The organism is Bacillus sp. 220_BSPC (assembly GCF_001054655.1).
Classification (GTDB): domain Bacteria; phylum Bacillota; class Bacilli; order Bacillales; family DSM-1321; genus Peribacillus; species Peribacillus frigoritolerans.
Genome location: NZ_JVPL01000292.1, coordinates 1 through 18,637 on the forward strand (window position 1 = coordinate 1; position 18,637 = coordinate 18,637).

The window sequence follows — 18,637 nt, forward strand, 5'->3', positions numbered from 1 at the left end:
TAAAAATAGACAAACTCGATTTTCATCGAGTTTGTCTACAGTCTGGAACAAGCCATCAGGCTTGTTTTTTTGTAGAAAAATGACGGTGTGCATTTAATCAATCATTTGATTAAAGAATGGGAAAACAAGATATTTCCGGGGAAATCAAACATCTTCCTTTTCGGAAATTGTCATTTTCGTTTGTCGAATGATGGGAAAAACGGTATTTATGAAACTTTTTAGATATCTAGGCGTATGTATGAATAAAATGATAGAAGAAAGCGAGGAATGTTCATGCAGGAGGAAAGAAAGAGAATTTTAGAAATGATTCAGGATGGAAAGTTATCAGCGGAAGAAGCCATGGGCCTATTGGAAGAATTAGATAAAGCCAGTCAGGAAAGTGAAGCTAAAGAGCAGAAATTGCAAAATGAATTATCGACGGTAGTCGTGGATAAGAAAAGCGAAGGAAGCAATCAGGATACGTTTAAGAAGAATATCCAGTCATCGAAAGAAAAGATTATGGATTTCGTTGAAAGTGCTTTTAAGAAAATCAAAGAAACGGATCTTGATTTCAATTTCGGGAAATCTGTGGAGGTCAGTCATATTTTCCAGCATGATCAAGATTTCCTGAATGTAGTTGATGTAGATATAGCGAATGGGAAAATGAAAATCGCCGCATGGGACCATGATGATGTCCGGGTGGAATGCCAAGCTAAGGTATACCGTGTGGAAGATATAGAAGAAGCCAGGAAAAACTTTTTGGAAGAAGTCGATTTCACGATTGAAAATGGAAAATTGAAGTTCATGGTTCGTGAAAAATCCATAAAGGTTGATACGACCATGTACATTCCAAGAAAAGAATATGAGGACATTCATGTAAGGATGTTCAATGGCGCAATCACGGCTGAATCATTGAAATCAGAGAACTTTAAAGCGAAAACGGCGAATGGTGCCATTCATATCATGCAGGGTACGGGTGATTCCTGTGACCTTGAAACTGGTAACGGGATGATCACCATTTCAGATACAAATTTTAATGACTTGGAAGCCGAGACCCTGAATGGAGCGATTAATGCCGATGGGTACTTCAAGAAATTGGATGTTCAAACGTTCAATGGTGAAGTCATCTGTACGAATTCAGGGATGGATTGCGATTCGATCCATGCTAAGTCAGTCACTGGAAAAGTCCAGCTGACCCTGCCTCCAGGTAAGGCGATCGAAGGAGAGTTGAAATCCAATTTAGGAAGCTTTAATGTAACTTTGGAAGGGATGACCATCATCGAAGAGAAAAGTGATGTGGTTCAGAAGGTCCTTAAGTTCAAGACAGTTAAAGAAGAGGTTCCTGTGCTTCATGTTTTTGCAGAAACGAAGACTGCAGCAATAACGGTTTCCTGAAAAGGGAAAGTTCACTGGCGGCGCAAAATGCATGCAAACTCTCTGAAAATGAGTTTGCCTGCATTTTTTTTTGGATTGTACAATTTGGATGTTGATTTCCGCTCCAGCCACTCGCTTATCCAGAGGCGGTCGTGGAGTCTCCTCGGCTTGCGCCTGTGGGGTATCCCCTAGACGCGCTTTGCCCGCAGGAGTCTCGTACCTTCCTCTCCAATCAAATTTGTTATTAAATTTAGATAGAAACCATATTTAAGGAGTTGAAGGTTTTGCGTTGGAGTTGGTTCAGGAACATTATTCTCCCTCTTTTGTCTACTAAGAGAGCCCGCCAATATAAACTGCCGGGCTTGCTTTTATTTTGGTGTAAGGATTCATGTATGTCCCTCCCCTCTCTTTACTGGTTATGGGGCCATCCCGCTGCCATCATCCGTGCGGAGTGAATAAAAAAACGATAAATCGATAATGCATTGTTTGGTTATTAACAGAAAAATGCTAAAATAGAAAAAGTATCTCAAAAAATAGCATCGCTCCAAAAGGAGGAAAGATATATGGCAAAAGTCCGTACAAAGGATATAGTAGAAGCGTTCGGTCTAGAACTTATCAGTGGGGAAGAAGGAATTAACCGACCGATCGTCACGAGTGATTTATCTCGTCCCGGACTTGAAATAGCCGGTTTTTTTGATTATTATCCCGCAGATCGAGTACAGCTGTTAGGTATGACGGAGATGTCCTTTTTTAATCGGTTGAATGAACCGGATCGAATACAGAGGATGGAAGAGTTGTGCCGGGACTTTACTCCAGGCATCATCATTACGCGTGGTCAGGAAGTGCCGTTAGAATTGATCGAAGCTTCTGAGCGGGAATCCGTTCCTGTGATGAGATCCAATATGAAGACGACAAGGTTATACAGCCGTCTGACAAATTTCCTTGAAAGCAGGTTGGCACCAACCACTGCCGTTCATGGTGTATTGGTGGATATCTATGGTTTAGGTGTGTTGATCACCGGTAAAAGCGGAGTCGGTAAAAGTGAGACAGCCCTGGAATTAGTGAAACGGGGTCATCGCCTCGTAGCCGATGACTGTGTCGAAATCAGGCAGGAAGATCAAGATACGCTAGTCGGGAATGCCCCGGATTTAATTGAACATCTTCTTGAAATTAGGGGATTGGGAATCATAAATGTAATGACACTTTTTGGAGCTGGTGCAGTCCGCAGCAATAAAAAGATCTCAATCGTCATCAATCTGGAACTATGGGAAAAAAATAAGCAGTATGACCGGGTTGGCCTTGATGAAGAGAAAATGAAAATCATCGATACGGAAGTGACGAAAATTACCGTACCTGTCCGTCCAGGGCGAAATTTAGCTGTTATCATTGAAGTGGCAGCCATGAATTACCGCCTGAAACGAATGGGAGTAAATGCTGCAGAACAGTTTTCAGATCGCTTGAACCATGCCATTGCAGATCCGGAACATGATGAATTTTAAAAGGTTATAGGAAAAGAGGGGACAAAATGGAACAAGGAATACAGCCGCTGAATCCGATAGCGATTGATCTAGGTCCCATTCAGGTACATTGGTATGGGCTAATCATCGGTTTCGGTGTGTTATTGGGTCTTATTATCGCATTAAGGGAGTCGGAGCGAAGAGGTCTTGATAAGGAAATATTTACTGATTTGATTTTGTTTGCTGTCCCGATCGCGATCATTAGTGCCCGTATTTATTATGTGATCTTCCAATGGGAGTACTATTCACAAAACCCGGGGGATATCATAAAAATATGGAATGGCGGAATTGCCATACATGGTGCGTTGATCGGATCGGTGCTGACTGCAATCGTTTTTGCAAAGGTCAAGAAGGTCTCATTTTGGAAGCTGGTGGATATTGCTGCACCGAGCTTATTGTTGGGGCAGGCGATTGGCCGTTGGGGTAATTTCATGAATCAGGAAGCGCATGGGGGAGAAGTAACACGGTCATTCCTTGAAAATATGCATTTGCCTGAATTCATCATAAATCAAATGTACATAAACGGTACGTATTATCACCCAACCTTCTTGTATGAATCGATTTGGAATATCCTCGGAGTCATAATTCTCTTAAGTTTACGGAAAGTGAACTTGCGCAGGGGGGAACTGTTTTTAACCTATGTAATATGGTATTCCATCGGACGTTATTTCATCGAAGGATTGCGGACGGACAGTTTGATGCTGACGGAGTCACTGCGTATCGCACAAGTGATTTCGATAGTGTTGATAGCTGTAGCCATTGCTTTAGTGGTCTATAGAAGGGTCCGCGGGCATGCAGACAAAAGATATTTAGATGCATAGGTAATATGTGAAAAGGGAGAGGGCATAGTGATAGTGGATTCGGTTAAAAAGGGACTTCTTTCAGGCTTGAATACAACCTGGTCTTTGGGGAAAGTGATATTTCCGGTTACTCTGATCGTCACTGTGCTTCAATATACGCCTGTATTGCCGTTCATCATCAACTTGATAGCGCCTTTGATGAATCTCATCGGTCTTCCAGGGGATGCTGCAATTCCGCTTGTATTAGGGAATTTCCTGAATTTATACGCAGCGATTGCAGGCATATTAACGCTTGATTTGACTGTGAAAGAAGTTTTTATCATCGCTATGATGCTATCTTTTTCACATAATTTATTGATCGAGTCAGGTGTGGCGATGAAAACCGGTGTCAAGCTGTGGGTCATCCTAACAGTACGGATCGGGCTTGCGCTTTTGTCCGCTGTCGTCATCAATCTTGTTTGGCAGGGCGGATCTGAAATGGCCCAAGGAACGGCTATCGGGCAGGCTGCAGAGATTAACGGAACGGGAGCAATCCTTTTCCATGGGGTCATCCAGGCCCTTTCAGGCATTGGCCAGCTGGCGGTCATCGTTATTCCGCTCATGGTTGCGGTTCAAATCATGAAGGATTTAAAGTGGCTGGAAGCCTTCTCGAAAGCCCTTGCCCCTTTCATGAAGGTCCTGGGGATGAAGCCGAATGCTTCCATGCCTTTCGTTACAGGCCTGACTCTCGGTTTGGCATATGGTGCAGGCGTGATGATTCAAGCGGCTAAAGAGGATAATGTTTCGAAGAAGGATATGACGATTGCATTCATCTTTTTAGTTGCCTGCCATGCTGTTGTAGAAGACACACTGATTTTTATTCCGCTGGGGATTCCGGTCTTGCCGTTGTTACTTATTCGGCTGCTCACTGCCATTGTTTTAACGATGGTCGTTGCGTATATATGGAATCGGACTGATAGGGTACAGAGAAAGGAAGCTGTATATGAACAGTAACATAACTACATTATTATTTGATCTTGATGGTACGTTGATCAATACAAATGAATTGATCATCGCCTCTTTTACAGAAACTTTAAACCACTTTTGTCCTGGAAAGTACAATCGGGAAGATATCATTCCATTTATCGGACCGACTTTGGTCGATACGTTTTCTTCCATCGATCCAAAACGTGTGGATGAAATGATCGCATACTATCGGGAGCATAATTGGAGGAACCATGATTTGCTTGTCACACAATTTGACGGGGTGTTCGAAACCGTTCAAACGCTGAAGCAGAGCGGTTATAAATTGGCAGTCGTAACGACAAAGAAGCGCGATGTCGTCGAAAAGGGCCTGCGTTTAAGCAATCTGGATCAGTTCTTTGAAGTGGTGGTCACACTGGATGAGGTGGAAAAGGCAAAGCCGGACCCAGAGCCTTTGGTAAAAGCTTTACATCAGCTCGGTTCGGTTCCTGAAGAAGCGATCATGATTGGCGACAGTTATCATGATATCATGGGCGGGAAAAATACAGGTACAAAAACGGCAGGGGTCTCCTGGTCCATTAAAGGCCGTGAATTACTGGAAAGCTATCACCCTGATTATATGCTTGAGCAGATGGCGGATTTATTGAGTATCGTTGAGGTTGAAAAACTCACGGAGGCTAGAAAAAAATGAGACGCACGTCCCGCTATCCAGTTGAAGGGGCCAATTCACTATGGCATGTATATAAGACCGTTCCATTCTGGAAAGTCGTCAAGAATTTTGTGGTGATACAGCTAGCTCGTTACACGCCTTTTCTGGGCATGAAGAATTGGCTATACAGGACTTTTTTACATATGAAGGTCGGGAAGCATACTTCGTTTGCCTTGATGGTCATGCCGGATGTGATGTTTCCGGAAAAAATAACGGTCGGAATAAATACTGTCATTGGCTATAATACGACGATCCTTGCTCATGAATATTTGATTCATGAATATCGTTTAGGAGAAGTGGTCATTGGCGATGAAGTATTGATTGGCGCGAATTCGACCATTCTTCCAGGACTTTCAATTGGTAATGGGGCGATTGTCTCTGCGGGGACGCTTGTCCATAAGGATGTTCCGGAGGGAGCTTTCGTTGGCGGGAATCCAATGAAAATCATATATACCAAAGAGGAAATGCTTGAGAGAGAGCAGCAAACTTCCTTATGAAAAAAGGGACTTGCCCCTATATGCGGCAGGTCCTTTTTTAATGGCATTTTGGGTATAACGGAGTCAGTTCATTCTTTAGACGCTCTATCACTTCGTTGATTGATACATTTTCCTGGTTCACCGTCGCTTCATACGTTTCTTTTAAAATTTGAAAAAACCTTTCCTGTGCCTGTTTTTCCATATTGAGCTTGTCCTCCTATCATCTAGTAAAGATTTATGAAGAGGGAGCTGAACGACTTCAGCCCCGCATCTCATTTATCTATTCCGATTTCAATAAATCGGCAACCAATACGTACCGTTCCGGTGCACTACCAATATATGAAAACGGGTAGCAGGTTGTTACTGTAAGTGTGGCTTTAGGCTTGGGAACGATCACGGTACGGTCATCTGCATCGACGATACGGACCTTCCTCACTTTATATGTAAACGTACCTGCTTCTGTCTTGGCAATCAGCAAGTCACCCTCGCCGACTTCACCTAGATCTCTGAAAATTGTATCTCGATGACCGGATAAAACGGAATTATCCTTTTCACCGGGAAGGACGGACCCCGCATAATGGCCGACGCCCTTTTCGAGCTCATCTTCGTACGTTCCGTGATAAATCGGGAGTGTTGCTTCGATTTTTGGAATATATAGCTCACCCATCAAATCACCGGTTTCCGGTCGTTCTTCATATAGTTCAATGCCATCAGGATTATCTGCTTTCGTCTTCGGTTCGGGGAGCTTAGCCGTTGCTTCCGTCGTGTCAGAATTATTCCATTTATATAGGGCATAGCCTTTTAACAGCGTATAAGCGTTTGTCGTTGTAAAATAAAAACCTAAGGTCAAAAAGCATACAGCAGTGATAAGCAACGATTTTTTCTTATGCCTGGATTGCCTTTTTTTGCTCATCTTAATTAGTGAGTCTCGCTTTTCTAATTAATCCGAAAGCGATACCCATCAACACTAAACCGAATAAAGCACCGAATAAATAATTACCTGCCGTTTTAGGAAGCACTCCGCCTTTTTCCGTTTTATGCTCAGGTTTTGCCGGTTTCTTCTTTTCTTTTTTTACCTCAGCCACTTTAGAAATGACCTCAGTGGACTGTTTCATGTCATTGCCGGTTTCTTTCACTAAATCGGAACCGATCATTTCACCGGTCAATGTAAAATCGAGCAGGAACTTGCCGTTTAAATCATAAATGGAAACTAGTAAACTAGCATTCGTCAATTCCTTAAGCTGGAATAATGCATCAAGGGAAAGGTTTGTCTTGGCACCATCCTGAATTAAAGCGAATTTGAATTGAATTTGCAGCAAGCTTTGAAGATCATTATATATCGAAAGCAATTCTGCCACTTGTTCTGCAGATAATTCATCAATTGTTTCAAAATACTCTAGTTGATTCATCCTATCGGAGATCGCCATTAAACGAGATTCAAAAGAAGGGTCTTCGACGATAGGCAAAAGGTGGTTCATGAATCTGTCGAGCTCTTCGTCCGTAAGGCCGATCTCAGTAAAGAGACCATCCATTAAATCGCTGATCTCTTCTTCATCATATTCCATCTCTTCCTCATCATAATTCATTTCTAAATCGATGATATCCTCAATGTCGTAAATGAAATGGAAGGTATCGATGATGGAATCCCCCTCTTCCAGTTCGCCGTATTCCATTAGTAATTCAGTAAGTTCAGCTTCTGTCATTTCATATTGTTTAAGTAGATTCTGTAAGGTCTCAGGAGTGACGGCAGGTCCTAATGTTTCACGCAACTCTTCTGCCGATTTCAATTCATTCAATGTTAAGTCGTAATAGGATAAATACTCTTCCAATTCTTCTTGCGTCATTCTAACTTCAGAAAGGTATGCATTAAGCTCATCCTGGTTGATCTTAGTTGCCGCAAAACCCTTCGTTCCGCTTGAACCCAGTGAAAAAAGAACGATAAGTGCCACAAAAAACGAAAAATATTTCTTCATTCCCATATCCCCCTAAATTTCTCTAATATTGCCAAACCCCTATGTATTATAAAACAGCTAAACCAAAAGGTACACATTAATAACAATGAATGGCTAAAGATAGGAGGAATTGTCTGGGGAAAAGGGCTTAAACCGATCGTGAAGAATATTCAAGACCGACGTGGTATGGAAGGAATGGGATTAGGCATATTTTCCTTGACGTGAGGTGGGGGCGGGGGTAAACTATTAATAACTTCAACCTGCTACCATATTAGCGAACTAAAGTAATTTAATAGATTATTGCGATTATTTATATGATTATGTCATTTAATTTGATACTATTTTTATATGTTATCCGAAAATTGGATTTAAGCGTGAAAACCTTGGAAAGATAAAGGGATAAACAAAATAGGGAATGGGTGCATCGGTTTTTGCCTAAGGCGGACCGATTGGATATAGATAGTAATCAATATTGCAAAAGGATGTGCAGTCGTGACAAAGCCATTTATGTTTGAAAAACCATTAGGCATGAGAGATACATTGCCGGTGCTGTATGAAACGAAAGTGTCGGCCAGAAATAAAATGAGTGATGAAATCAAGAAGTGGGGCTATCAATTTATTGAAACGCCAGCTTTGGAATATTATGAAACAATTGGCGAGGCTTCAGCAATATTGGATCAACAGTTGTTTAAACTTCTTGATTCCCAGGGGCATACGCTCGTACTTCGTCCCGAGATGACAGCGCCCATTGCACGGGTCGCAGCATCCAAGCTGCTAAAACAGCAAATTCCGCTTCGCCTGGCCTATTCCGCGAATGTATACCGGGCACAGCAGCGTGAAGGAGGCAGGCCGGCAGAATTCGAACAGATTGGCATTGAATGTATCGGAAATAAGTCAATAAGTGCCGATGCTGAAATGATTGCCCTGCTTGCGGATGCTCTAAAGGCTGCAGGGCTTCAGGAATTTAAAATTTCCATTGGACATATCGGATTTCTGCAAGAGTTTTTCTTGAGTATTCTAGGTACGGAGGAAAGGGCCTCTATATTAAGGAAGTTTTTGTATGAAAAAAATTATGTTGGTTATCGCGAGCATGTTAAATCACTGCCGCTTTCATCCATTGATAAACAACGGCTTATCGAATTTACCTCCTTACGTGGCAGTGAAGGAACCGTGGAAAAGGCGCTAGGGTTGGTTGAAAATAATAAAGGGCAAGATTCTTTGGCTGAACTGAAGGAATTGTCTGCGCAGCTAAAAGAATTTGACGTTGAACAATATGTGAGCTTCGACCTAACATTGGTCAGTCATATGAGTTATTACACGGGAACTTTATTTGAAGTGTATGCCGGACAAGTCGGTTCTCCAATCGGCAATGGTGGCCGGTATGATAATCTGCTTGAGAAGTTCGGCTGGAATGCTTCGGCCACAGGTTTTGCAATCCGGGTGGATCGTCTTGCAGAAGCTCTTGGGGAGCCGATTCAGCCTGTCGCGCCAGAATGTATTTTATTCAGTCCCGAACGAAGATTGGAAGCGATCGGTTTTGCAAGGGAAAAACGCTCCGTAGGGAAATTGGTAACGATTCAGGATATTACAGTCGTCCAAAATGTCGATGCTTTTACACGGACATTTTCTGAAGTTCATTTATTCGTGGGGAACGGGGGGAATGGAAAAGATGAATAATAGCTTTTTAACGATTGCCATGCCGAAAGGGAGAATATTTGAAGAAGCGGCAGAGCTATTAAGAAGGGCCGGTTTTCGTCTCCCTCCCGAGTTTGATGATTCCCGGAAATTGATCCTTGAGGTGGAAGAAGAGAATCTGCGGTTCATTTTAGCTAAACCGATGGATGTCGTAACCTATGTGGAACACGGCGTCGCTGACATTGGAATTGCAGGGAAGGATGTCATGCTTGAGGAAGAACGTGATGTCTATGAGTTACTTGATTTGAAAATCAGTGCCTGCTACTTGGCTGTAGCTGGACTGCCAGGTACGAAAATAAGTGACATCGCCCCCAAAATAGCCAGTAAATACCCGAATGTTGCTTCCAGTTATTTTCGCGAGCAGGGGGAGCAAGTCGAGATTATAAAGTTGAATGGGTCTATTGAGTTAGCACCGTTAATTGGTTTAGCTGAACGAATCGTCGATATCGTTTCAACCGGGCGGACATTGAAGGAAAACGGTCTTGTGGAATATGCGAAAATCGCCAATGTGACTTCGAGGCTGGTAGCAAACCCTGTCAGCTATCGAATTAAAGAAGCAAGGATTACCGAAATCGTGGAACGGCTAGCAGAAATTATTGAATAGTAAAGAATCGCTAATGAGGTGAAGGTATGAAAATAGAACGGTTTGCTGAAGGGATTTCCCTGAAACGCTCGGTTGAAGCAGGTACTGCCGATCAAAGAAAAGCGGTTCAGGATATTATTTATGATGTCAGGAAAAGCGGAAACGCGGCTTTACATACCTATACCGAACGTTTCGATGGTGTCAGTCCAGGGGAATTGCTTGTATCGGAGCTGGAAATGGAAGAAGCGACAGCGGCATTGACTGCTGAGCAGCTTGAGATTATTCAAGAAGCTGCGAATAATATCCGAATGTTTCACGAGAAACAAATTCGAAATTCATGGTTTACGACTGATGATACGGGAACGATGCTAGGACAAAAATTGACACCTCTTGATGCTGTAGGTGTTTATGTACCTGGAGGCACAGCGGCCTATCCTTCGTCAGTATTGATGAATGCACTGCCTGCGAAGGCCGCGGGGGTGGAACGGATCGTTATGGTATCTCCTCCAGGGAAAGATGGGAAATTATCGCCAGCGGTTTTGGCAGCCGCTAAAATTGCCGGAGTTAAGGAAATCTATAAAGTTGGCGGGGCCCAGGCCATAGCTGCCCTCGCTTATGGGACGGAAACAATTAAGAAAGTGGATAAAATAGTGGGTCCGGGAAATATATATGTGGCGTTAGCGAAGCGCGAAGTATTCGGGGATGTCGCCATTGATATGATAGCAGGTCCAAGTGAAATAGCGGTATTGGCGGACGAAACGGCCATCGCTGCAGAAGTAGCGGCAGACTTGTTATCACAGGCGGAGCATGATGCCCGGGCTTGCAGTGTTTTGGTCACGACTTCTACGTCTCTTGCAGAAGAAGTGGCTGAAGAAGTGACCAAGCAGGTGGCGTTGCTTCCACGTCATGATATTGCTGCAGCCTCGATAAGGGATTATGGAAGAATCGTTGTATGCGGGAATATGGCAGAAGCTGTTGAAGCGATTAATGAACTTGCACCGGAACATTTGGAAATTGTGACCACAGATGCACTTGAAATCATGGCTAAAATCCGCCATGCCGGTGCAATCTTCATTGGCCGCTATAGCTCGGAGCCCGTCGGGGATTACTTTGCAGGCCCCAATCATGTGTTGCCTACCAATGGAACCGCCCGTTTTTCCAGCCCGCTGAATGTGGATGATTTCCAAAAGAAATCGAGCATCATCATGTATAGTGAAAAAGCCTTCCGCAAAAATGCAGAAAAAATCGCAGCATTTGCCCGAATGGAAGGATTGGAGGCCCATGCCCGTGCCATCGAATCACGTGGTGTGAATGAATCGGGAAAAGGTCCTGAATGATTAAATAAGTGAAATCAGTGATATAAAAACTTTAGACATGCTTTTACATCTTAGGAAAAGGGGTCGTACCCCGTTGAGGAGGAGCTGTAATGGAACGTTTTGCTAGTGTGGAGCGAAAGACGAATGAGACGGAAATAAGTTTGAAATTTGATGTGGATGGGGAAGGTAATTCCTCCATTAAGACCGGCGTTCCGTTTATGACGCATATGCTGGATTTGTTCACGAAACACGGGAAGTTTGATTTGACAGTAGATGCAAATGGGGATACGGACGTGGATGATCACCATACAACTGAAGATATTGGCATTTGCTTGGGTCAGACGTTATTGGAGGCCCTTGGAGACAAGCGCGGGATAAAGCGTTACGGAAATGCTTTCGTACCTATGGATGAAGCACTCGCCCAGGTTGTCATCGATTTAAGCAATCGTCCGCATCTTGAGTTCCGGGCTGAGTTTCCTTCGCAAAAGGTCGGTACTTTCGATACTGAACTGGTGCACGAGTTTCTTTGGAAATTCGCACTTGAAGCCAGGATGAACCTTCATGTAGTCGTTCATTACGGTCACAACACACATCATATGATCGAAGCAATATTCAAAGCGCTTGGACGTGCATTGGATGAAGCTACGACAATCGATCCACGTGTCAAAGGCATCCCTTCGACGAAAGGAATGTTGTAAATGATCGGGATCGTCGATTATGGCATGGGGAATTTATTTTCTGTAAGTAAAGGGCTTGAGCGCCTTGGTGCCGATTCATTCATTTCCGATGACCCAAAAGAACTTTCAAAGGCGAAAGGGATCATACTTCCCGGCGTTGGCTCTTTCAGGGATGCCATGAGTCTCTTGGAAAAACAAAAGCTGGATGAATTTCTGCGGGGATATGTAGCGGATGGGGGGTATCTATTAGGCATCTGCCTTGGTATGCAGCTTCTCTTTGATGAAAGTGAGGAAAATGGACCGGCAAAAGGATTATCCCTCATCCCGGGAAAAGTCGTTCGTTTTAAGGGAGTGGATACGAATGACCAGGTTTATAAAGTGCCGCACATGGGCTGGAATCGACTTGAATTCAAACACGCATCACCAGTGAATGAGGGGCTGGAAGAGGAACATGTTTATTTCGTCCATTCATACTACGTCGATACAGATGAATCATTCGTTACTGCTTCGGCGACGTATGATGTGGAAGTGCCGGCGATCGTTGGTAAAGGGAATGTATTCGGCATGCAGTTCCATCCGGAAAAAAGCGGGAATATGGGTATGTCACTCTTGAGAAATTATCTGTCATTAGTAGAAGGGAAGGAAGAAGCATGAGCAACTTTACTATTTACCCGGCGATTGATATGCGCGGAGGCAAATGCGTCCGCTTAATCCAGGGAGATTACAATCAGGAAACCGTTTATGGTGATTCCCCCTTCGATATGGCTAAAAGCTTTGCGGACCAAGGAGCCGGTTGGATACATATGGTCGACCTTGACGGAGCTAAAGAGGGAGTAAGAATCAATGATTCATACGTAATTAAAGCGGCAAGTGAGTTAGGCGCCCGCATTCAAATCGGCGGCGGAATCCGAACGGAACGGGATATAGCCCATTATCTGGATAATGGAGTGGAACGTGTCATTCTAGGCAGCTCGGCCGTTTCAGACCCTGATTTCACTAAAGATATGATTAGGAAATATGGAAGCCATATCGCTATCGGGATCGATGCGAAGGATGGCAAGGTTGCCACTCATGGCTGGCTTCAAACGTCTGGAACCCTTGCGGTAGATCTTGGCAAACTACTGGCCGATGCTGGTGCCGAGACCTTTATCGTGACTGATATCGCAACGGATGGCATGCTTTCAGGGCCGAATGTGAAAGGTATATTGGCCATGGCGGAGGCAACTGGTAAAAACGTGATTGCTTCAGGAGGGATTAGTTCACTCGAAGACCTTATCACCCTCAAGGAGTATGAAGCCCAAGGAATTGCAGGGGCTATCATTGGCAAGGCACTTTATACCAACCGCTTTACTGTAGAAGATGCACTAGAAAAGGTGCGTGGTTAAATGCTCACTAAACGAATTATTCCATGTCTCGATGTAAAAGATGGGCGTGTAGTCAAGGGCATACAATTTGTTTCCCTTAGGGATGCTGGAGATCCGGTCGAACTTGCAGCCTTTTACGACCAAGAAGGTGCCGATGAGCTTGTCTTCCTGGATATTTCCGCATCACATGAAGGCAGGGAAACGATCGTCGACGTCGTTCAAGCGGTAGCGGGCAGCTTGGCAATCCCGTTCACGGTGGGCGGCGGCATTAATTCATTGGCGGATATGAAGAAGATCCTGCGGGCCGGTGCCGATAAAGTATCCTTAAATACAGCAGCCATCCTCCGTCCTGATTTAATTAATGAAGGTGCTGATTATTTTGGTTCCCAATGTATCGTGGTTGCCATAGACGCCCGATATGATGAAGGGCTTGGGTCTTGGCGCGTATATACCCACGGCGGCCGGAAACCGACTGAATGGGAAGTGACCGAGTGGGCGAAGGAAGCCATATCCCGCGGTGCTGGGGAAATTTTATTGACAAGCATGGATTGTGACGGCGAGAAACAAGGGTTTAATATCGCTTTGACAAAAACGGTATCTGAAGCCGTTTCAGTTCCGGTCATCGCCTCTGGCGGGGCAGGCAACGCTGAACATTTCCAGGAAGCCTTCCAAGAAGGTAAAGCCGACGCAGCATTGGCGGCATCTATTTTTCATTATAAAGAAACATCCGTTAAAGAAGTCAAAGCGTTTCTCAAACAACAAGGAGTGGTTGTACGATGAATCTTGAAACTATTAAATACGATGAAAAAGGTTTGGTACCGGCAATTATTCAAGATGCAGGAACAGGCGAAGTGCTGACACTTGCTTACATGAATCAAGAATCTCTGCAATTGTCGATTGAAAAAGGGGAAACGGTTTTCTTCAGCCGTTCGCGCAATGAATTATGGCATAAAGGAGCAACCAGCGGCAATATCCAGAAAATCACCGAAATGAAGTATGACTGCGATCAAGATGCATTGGTCGTTCGGGTCGTTCCTGCAGGTCCTGCGTGCCATACAGGGGCAACAAGCTGTTTTAGCGAAACGATTTACCAAAATGGTGAAGCCGGACAACACGTGAAGGCGGATGTGACTTTCTTGACGGAATTGGAAAGATTGATTGAAAAAAGAAAGTCGGAAATGCCTGAAGGTTCATATACGACCTACCTATTCGATAAGGGCGTGGATAAGATCCTGAAGAAAGTCGGTGAAGAAGCGGCAGAAGTGATCATTGCTGCTAAGAACCGTGATGCAGAGGAACTTTCGATGGAAAGTGCCGATCTCCTCTATCACTTATTCGTTCTTCTTCAAGAGCAGGAGCTGCCTTTCCAAGCGGTGCTTGATGTATTGAAGGCTAGACATGCCGATAAGGACGAACCGAAAGAAACCGAATGAATGTGATTGCCCTCCGTCAATAGGAGGGCTTTTGTGTGTATTTGCGATGGCGAGCAGCGATCTTGAATCCCCATATGACAAGGAAAATGCTTCGATTTTTCTTGAAGAAAGCTTGATGATTCCCGTTTTCCATTTTCTTGAATTGTTCGGCAAATTTTCTCCAATATGTTATAATACTATGGTTAATCAACTTGTAGATGGAGGATTACATGAGTAAAGACTCTAAATTTGGCCAACAGGCAAAAATTCTAACCTTTCACCCAACAGGTGAGTATTATTTCACCAAGGGTTTAAAAGCTTATCATAGACGGGAATTACCTAAATCAAAGAAATACCTGGAACGTGCGCTGGAACTTGAACCTGCTGAACCGATGATAGCTTGTCAATTGGCAATCACTTGCTCGGAAATCGGTGAATATAATTATTCAAACAACCTTTTGGAAAACATCTTGGATGTGATGGATCCCTATATGTCGGAATGTCATTACTTCCTGGCGAATAATTATGCCCACTTAGGCATGTTCAAGGAGGCTTATCGTCACGCCAGTGCTTATCTTGATAAAGAAGAAGACGGGGAGTTCAGCGATGACGCAGAGGATCTGCTTGAATTGATAACTTTTGAGTCGGATGAGTCAGAAGAAAATCCCTTTAAGCATGATGGGCTCATTACCAAACAGGAACAAGCCCGTGAGTACCTGGAATCAGGCAATTTCCCGAAGGCGATCGAAGTGCTGAAAGAAACTATTGCCGAGTACGAGGATTACTGGTCCGCTTATAATAACCTGGCACTTGCCTATTTCTATCTTGGTCAAGTGAATGAAGCTTTTGCGACACTTGATGAGGTACTGGAAAAAAGTCCGGGAAACCTGCATGCGCTTTGTAACCTTGTTGTATTTCATCATTATCAACAGGATGAGGCAAAGGTTGAAGAGCTCATACAGATGCTGGAGAAAATTAGGCCGATGCTATCCGAACATCGTTTCAAGCTTGGAGCGACCTTCGCTCTGATCGGAAATTATGATTCTGCATATAATTGGCTTAAAGGACTTCAAAAGCAAGGGTTCGAAGGAGATGGAACCTTCTACTATTGGCTTACCATTTCCGCTTACCACTTAGGCCACGAACAGGCTGCTAAAAAGGCATGGAAAAAGGTCGTGGAAATGAACCCGGAAAAGGAAGGCATGGAGCCTTGGGGAGATATGAATGCAACTTCAGATGGTTTTGAACATCATTTTCCTTCTATTATAAAAAGGCTGGAAAGTGAATTCATCGAAGAAAGGCTTTTTGCCATTTTCCTTCTGAAACATTCGGTTCATAAACAGAAGCTATTGAAAAACCAGGTCCTCAACCTAAACCAGAATTTCACTGACTTGGAACGTGATTATGCCGAACTTGTTCAAGGTCCTGCTAAAGATCGCCAATTAACACCGATTGATTTTGCCGATCGCACAGCTGAGTTATTATATCAGCATTTCCAACCGATACAATTAAATGAAGCCGGGCTCTATTTAATGTGGTTTTCCGTTTTCATCGAAGCGGTGAAATCCGAGCAGAAGCTAAATAATCCTGCAGGATGGGCATCTGCGGTGGAGTACGTGTGGATTCAGCTTAAAAGTGAGAAGGCGAGCAAACAGGCAATCGCAGACAAACATTTCATTTCGGTGTCCACCTTATCGAAGTACGTGAAGTTGGTTCAAAACTTAATCGGATGAGCAGATATTTGGACGAAAAATTATTTGTTATATAGGATAATAGGTAGGGAACACTAACCGTAGTGAAGGTTCCATTTGTAATGGAATATGGAGGAGTGAAAACATGTCTGAAAAAATTTATGACGTTGTTATTATTGGAGCTGGTCCTGCAGGGATGACGGCGGCTGTCTATACATCACGTGCGAACCTTTCAACATTGATGTTAGAACGCGGAGTACCAGGCGGGCAAATGGCCAATACGGAGGAAGTTGAAAATTATCCTGGGTTCGACACTATACTCGGACCTGAACTTTCAACGAAAATGTTTGACCATGCAAAGAAATTCGGTGCGGAGTATGCCTATGGGGATGTTAAGGAAATCATCGACGGTGAAGAGTATAAAACGATCAAAGCCGGTTCAAAGGAATTCAAAGCACGTTCAATCATCATTTCATCTGGTGCCGAATACAAGAAAATCGGCGTTCCTGGCGAAAAAGAATTGGGCGGCCGCGGTGTATCGTATTGTGCAGTTTGTGATGGTGCATTCTTCAAGCAAAAAGAACTGTTCGTTATCGGCGGCGGAGACTCTGCTGTTGAAGAGGGTGTGTACTTAACCCGCTTTGCTTCAAAAGTGACGATCGTTCACAGACGTGACGAACTTCGTGCTCAAAAGATTCTTCAAGATCGTGCATTTGCCAATGAGAAAATTAACTTCATCTGGAATCACACTTTGAAGGAAATCAATGAAAAAGGCGGCAAGGTCGGCGGTGTCACACTAGTTTCCACTGAAAACGGAGAAGAGACAGTGATGGACGCAGACGGTGTATTCATTTATATCGGAATGCTTCCGCTAACGAAACCATTTGAAAACTTGGGCATCTTGAACTCAACAGGCTATATTGAAACGAATGATCGGATGGAAACACGTGTACCTGGTATTTTTGCTGCAGGTGATGTTCGTGAAAAAACATTGCGCCAAATCGTTACAGCTACAGGCGATGGAAGCATTGCCGCCCAATCCGCTCAGCATTTTGTTGAGGAACTTCAAGAAAAATTGCAGCCAAAGGCTTGATATCACAAGAATATACAATCGTAATTCCGTTTTAACGATGTTGTAACACGCGTGAAATAATGATTCGGTATAGTAGGGGATAGAAGTTGACCCCCTTTAATTATAAACGTTTAAGGACACAGAATAAGTTTCTGTGTCTTTTTTTTGTTTTCCTGCTTTGAGACTATATCTTTAGTTCCAATTTTTAGGATGTTCCCGAGCGGTTTTTAATGTGAAGTAAGCCTTTCCTTTGCATTTAGGAAGCGAAAGTGGAGAAGAATAGGAGTTAAGCAGGATAAAGGCTTACCTATGTGATTCCTTGCGAATGAAGATTCCCCCAATGCAGGAAGTTTACTTTATTGTTTGCTCATTTTAAAAATAGTATAATGATAAGATATACTAAACATATATATATCTTTCATAATGGTAAGAAGATGAAAAATACAACTTGTTTGAACTATTAGCATTTGTAAATCGCCAAATGGATATCTAGCGGCGGTTTAAGGATATAAACTGAATCTCTTCAACACGGGGGGTGAAGGTTTCTATAGTCGAGCAGAGCCAATCGAGGTGAAGAACGTGCAACGTGTCACAAACTGTGTATTGATCAGAGATAATCAAATCCTCTTATTGAAAAAGCCTAGACGCGGATGGTGGGTAGCTCCCGGCGGCAAGATGGAACCTGGGGAGTCTGTACGCGATGCTTGCATTAGGGAATATCGCGAAGAAACGGGCGTTTATTTAAAAAACCCTTCCATCAAAGGTATTTTCACCTTCATCATGAAGGACGGAGATAAAGTTTTATCAGAATGGATGATGTTCACTTTCTTTGCAACGGATTCCGATGGTGTAAATGTGGATGTTTGTGAAGAAGGGGAACTTAGCTGGCATCCGGTTGAAGATGTTAAAAAGCTGATGATGGCTGAAGGTGATTTTCACATCCTGGATTATATGGTTCATGGCAGTGGGATCATCTATGGAACCTTTACCTATACGCCAGAGTTCAAGCTGCTTTCTTACCGGTTGGATCCAGGTTAATTTTTAGATATAAAAAAGA

General features: G+C 43.5%; 20 protein-coding genes. 17 read left to right on the forward strand and 3 right to left on the reverse strand.

What is annotated here, in order from left to right; translation table 11 throughout:
* Positions 1 to 273 precede the first annotated feature (273 nt).
* From ADA55_RS23495 to ADA55_RS23520, 6 genes are all read left to right on the forward strand, one after another.
* Complete coding sequence (locus ADA55_RS23495) at positions 274 to 1,374, forward strand: DUF4097 family beta strand repeat-containing protein (protein ID WP_048688261.1); 1,101 nt, start codon at positions 274 to 276, stop codon at positions 1,372 to 1,374.
* Between the two features lie 542 nt (positions 1,375 to 1,916).
* Entirely contained in the window at positions 1,917 to 2,852 is a 936-nt protein-coding gene (gene hprK / locus ADA55_RS23500; RefSeq protein ID WP_048687982.1) for an HPr(Ser) kinase/phosphatase, read from the forward strand.
* A gap of 26 nt (positions 2,853 to 2,878) precedes the next feature.
* Positions 2,879 to 3,691, forward strand: a complete 813-nt coding sequence (gene lgt, locus ADA55_RS23505) for a prolipoprotein diacylglyceryl transferase (RefSeq protein WP_034309934.1) — start codon at positions 2,879 to 2,881, stop codon at positions 3,689 to 3,691.
* Positions 3,692 to 3,718: 27 nt separating this feature from the next.
* Positions 3,719 to 4,663 (forward strand): nucleoside recognition domain-containing protein, encoded by a 945-nt coding sequence (locus ADA55_RS23510; RefSeq protein WP_048687986.1) that lies wholly within the window; start codon positions 3,719 to 3,721, stop codon positions 4,661 to 4,663.
* Entirely contained in the window at positions 4,653 to 5,324 is a 672-nt protein-coding gene (ppaX, locus tag ADA55_RS23515) for a pyrophosphatase PpaX (protein WP_048687991.1), read from the forward strand. Before ADA55_RS23510 ends, ppaX begins: the two co-directional genes overlap by 11 nt.
* On the forward strand, positions 5,321 to 5,839 hold the full coding sequence (locus tag ADA55_RS23520; protein ID WP_048687993.1) for an acyltransferase: 519 nt from the start codon (positions 5,321 to 5,323) through the stop codon (positions 5,837 to 5,839). The genes ppaX and ADA55_RS23520 overlap by 4 nt, the downstream gene beginning before the upstream one ends.
* A gap of 37 nt (positions 5,840 to 5,876) precedes the next feature.
* Here the strand turns inward: ADA55_RS23520 and ADA55_RS29690 are convergent, their stop codons facing one another.
* The 3 genes from ADA55_RS29690 to ADA55_RS23530 form a co-directional block, all read right to left on the reverse strand.
* A complete protein-coding gene (locus ADA55_RS29690; RefSeq protein ID WP_153246169.1) occupies positions 5,877 to 6,020 on the reverse strand; it encodes a hypothetical protein in 144 nt (47 codons plus the stop codon).
* A gap of 78 nt (positions 6,021 to 6,098) precedes the next feature.
* Entirely contained in the window at positions 6,099 to 6,731 is a 633-nt protein-coding gene (locus tag ADA55_RS23525) for a class D sortase (RefSeq protein ID WP_181151550.1), read from the reverse strand.
* 1 nt (position 6,732) lies between these two features.
* On the reverse strand, positions 6,733 to 7,791 hold the full coding sequence (locus ADA55_RS23530; protein ID WP_048687997.1) for a processed acidic surface protein: 1,059 nt from the start codon (positions 7,789 to 7,791) through the stop codon (positions 6,733 to 6,735).
* Positions 7,792 to 8,262: 471 nt separating this feature from the next.
* Between ADA55_RS23530 and ADA55_RS23535 the strand changes: the two genes are divergently transcribed.
* The 11 genes from ADA55_RS23535 to ADA55_RS23590 all read left to right on the forward strand — a co-directional run bounded on the left by ADA55_RS23535 (position 8,263) and on the right by ADA55_RS23590 (position 18,618).
* Positions 8,263 to 9,447 carry an ATP phosphoribosyltransferase regulatory subunit gene (locus tag ADA55_RS23535; protein ID WP_048687999.1) on the forward strand — a complete coding sequence of 395 codons (1,185 nt, stop codon included), beginning with the start codon at positions 8,263 to 8,265 and terminating at the stop codon, positions 9,445 to 9,447.
* Positions 9,440 to 10,069: an ATP phosphoribosyltransferase gene (gene hisG / locus ADA55_RS23540; protein ID WP_034311625.1), complete on the forward strand. Its 630-nt coding sequence runs from the start codon at positions 9,440 to 9,442 to the stop codon at positions 10,067 to 10,069. Before ADA55_RS23535 ends, hisG begins: the two co-directional genes overlap by 8 nt.
* Positions 10,070 to 10,095: 26 nt before the next feature.
* Positions 10,096 to 11,385 (forward strand): histidinol dehydrogenase, encoded by a 1,290-nt coding sequence (hisD, locus tag ADA55_RS23545; protein WP_048688002.1) that lies wholly within the window; start codon positions 10,096 to 10,098, stop codon positions 11,383 to 11,385.
* A gap of 89 nt (positions 11,386 to 11,474) precedes the next feature.
* The gene (hisB, locus tag ADA55_RS23550; RefSeq protein WP_048688005.1) at positions 11,475 to 12,062 is read left to right on the forward strand and encodes an imidazoleglycerol-phosphate dehydratase HisB; all 588 of its coding nucleotides are present in this window, start codon (positions 11,475 to 11,477) and stop codon (positions 12,060 to 12,062) included.
* Positions 12,063 to 12,695, forward strand: coding sequence for an imidazole glycerol phosphate synthase subunit HisH (gene hisH, locus ADA55_RS23555; RefSeq protein ID WP_048688008.1), 633 nt, complete (start codon positions 12,063 to 12,065; stop codon positions 12,693 to 12,695).
* A complete protein-coding gene (hisA, locus tag ADA55_RS23560; protein WP_048688010.1) occupies positions 12,692 to 13,426 on the forward strand; it encodes a 1-(5-phosphoribosyl)-5-[(5-phosphoribosylamino)methylideneamino]imidazole-4-carboxamide isomerase in 735 nt (244 codons plus the stop codon). The genes hisH and hisA overlap by 4 nt, the downstream gene beginning before the upstream one ends.
* Positions 13,427 to 14,185, forward strand: coding sequence for an imidazole glycerol phosphate synthase subunit HisF (gene hisF, locus ADA55_RS23565; RefSeq protein ID WP_048688012.1), 759 nt, complete (start codon positions 13,427 to 13,429; stop codon positions 14,183 to 14,185).
* On the forward strand, positions 14,182 to 14,838 hold the full coding sequence (gene hisIE / locus ADA55_RS23570) for a bifunctional phosphoribosyl-AMP cyclohydrolase/phosphoribosyl-ATP diphosphatase HisIE (protein WP_048688014.1): 657 nt from the start codon (positions 14,182 to 14,184) through the stop codon (positions 14,836 to 14,838). The genes hisF and hisIE overlap by 4 nt, the downstream gene beginning before the upstream one ends.
* A gap of 209 nt (positions 14,839 to 15,047) precedes the next feature.
* Positions 15,048 to 16,550 (forward strand): tetratricopeptide repeat protein, encoded by a 1,503-nt coding sequence (locus ADA55_RS23580; RefSeq protein ID WP_048688018.1) that lies wholly within the window; start codon positions 15,048 to 15,050, stop codon positions 16,548 to 16,550.
* A 103-nt stretch (positions 16,551 to 16,653) separates the two neighbouring features.
* Positions 16,654 to 17,601, forward strand: a complete 948-nt coding sequence (gene trxB, locus ADA55_RS23585) for a thioredoxin-disulfide reductase (RefSeq protein ID WP_034309960.1) — start codon at positions 16,654 to 16,656, stop codon at positions 17,599 to 17,601.
* Positions 17,602 to 18,159: 558 nt separating this feature from the next.
* Positions 18,160 to 18,618: an NUDIX hydrolase gene (locus ADA55_RS23590; protein WP_034309963.1), complete on the forward strand. Its 459-nt coding sequence runs from the start codon at positions 18,160 to 18,162 to the stop codon at positions 18,616 to 18,618.
* The last annotated feature ends 19 nt before the right edge of the window (positions 18,619 to 18,637 follow it).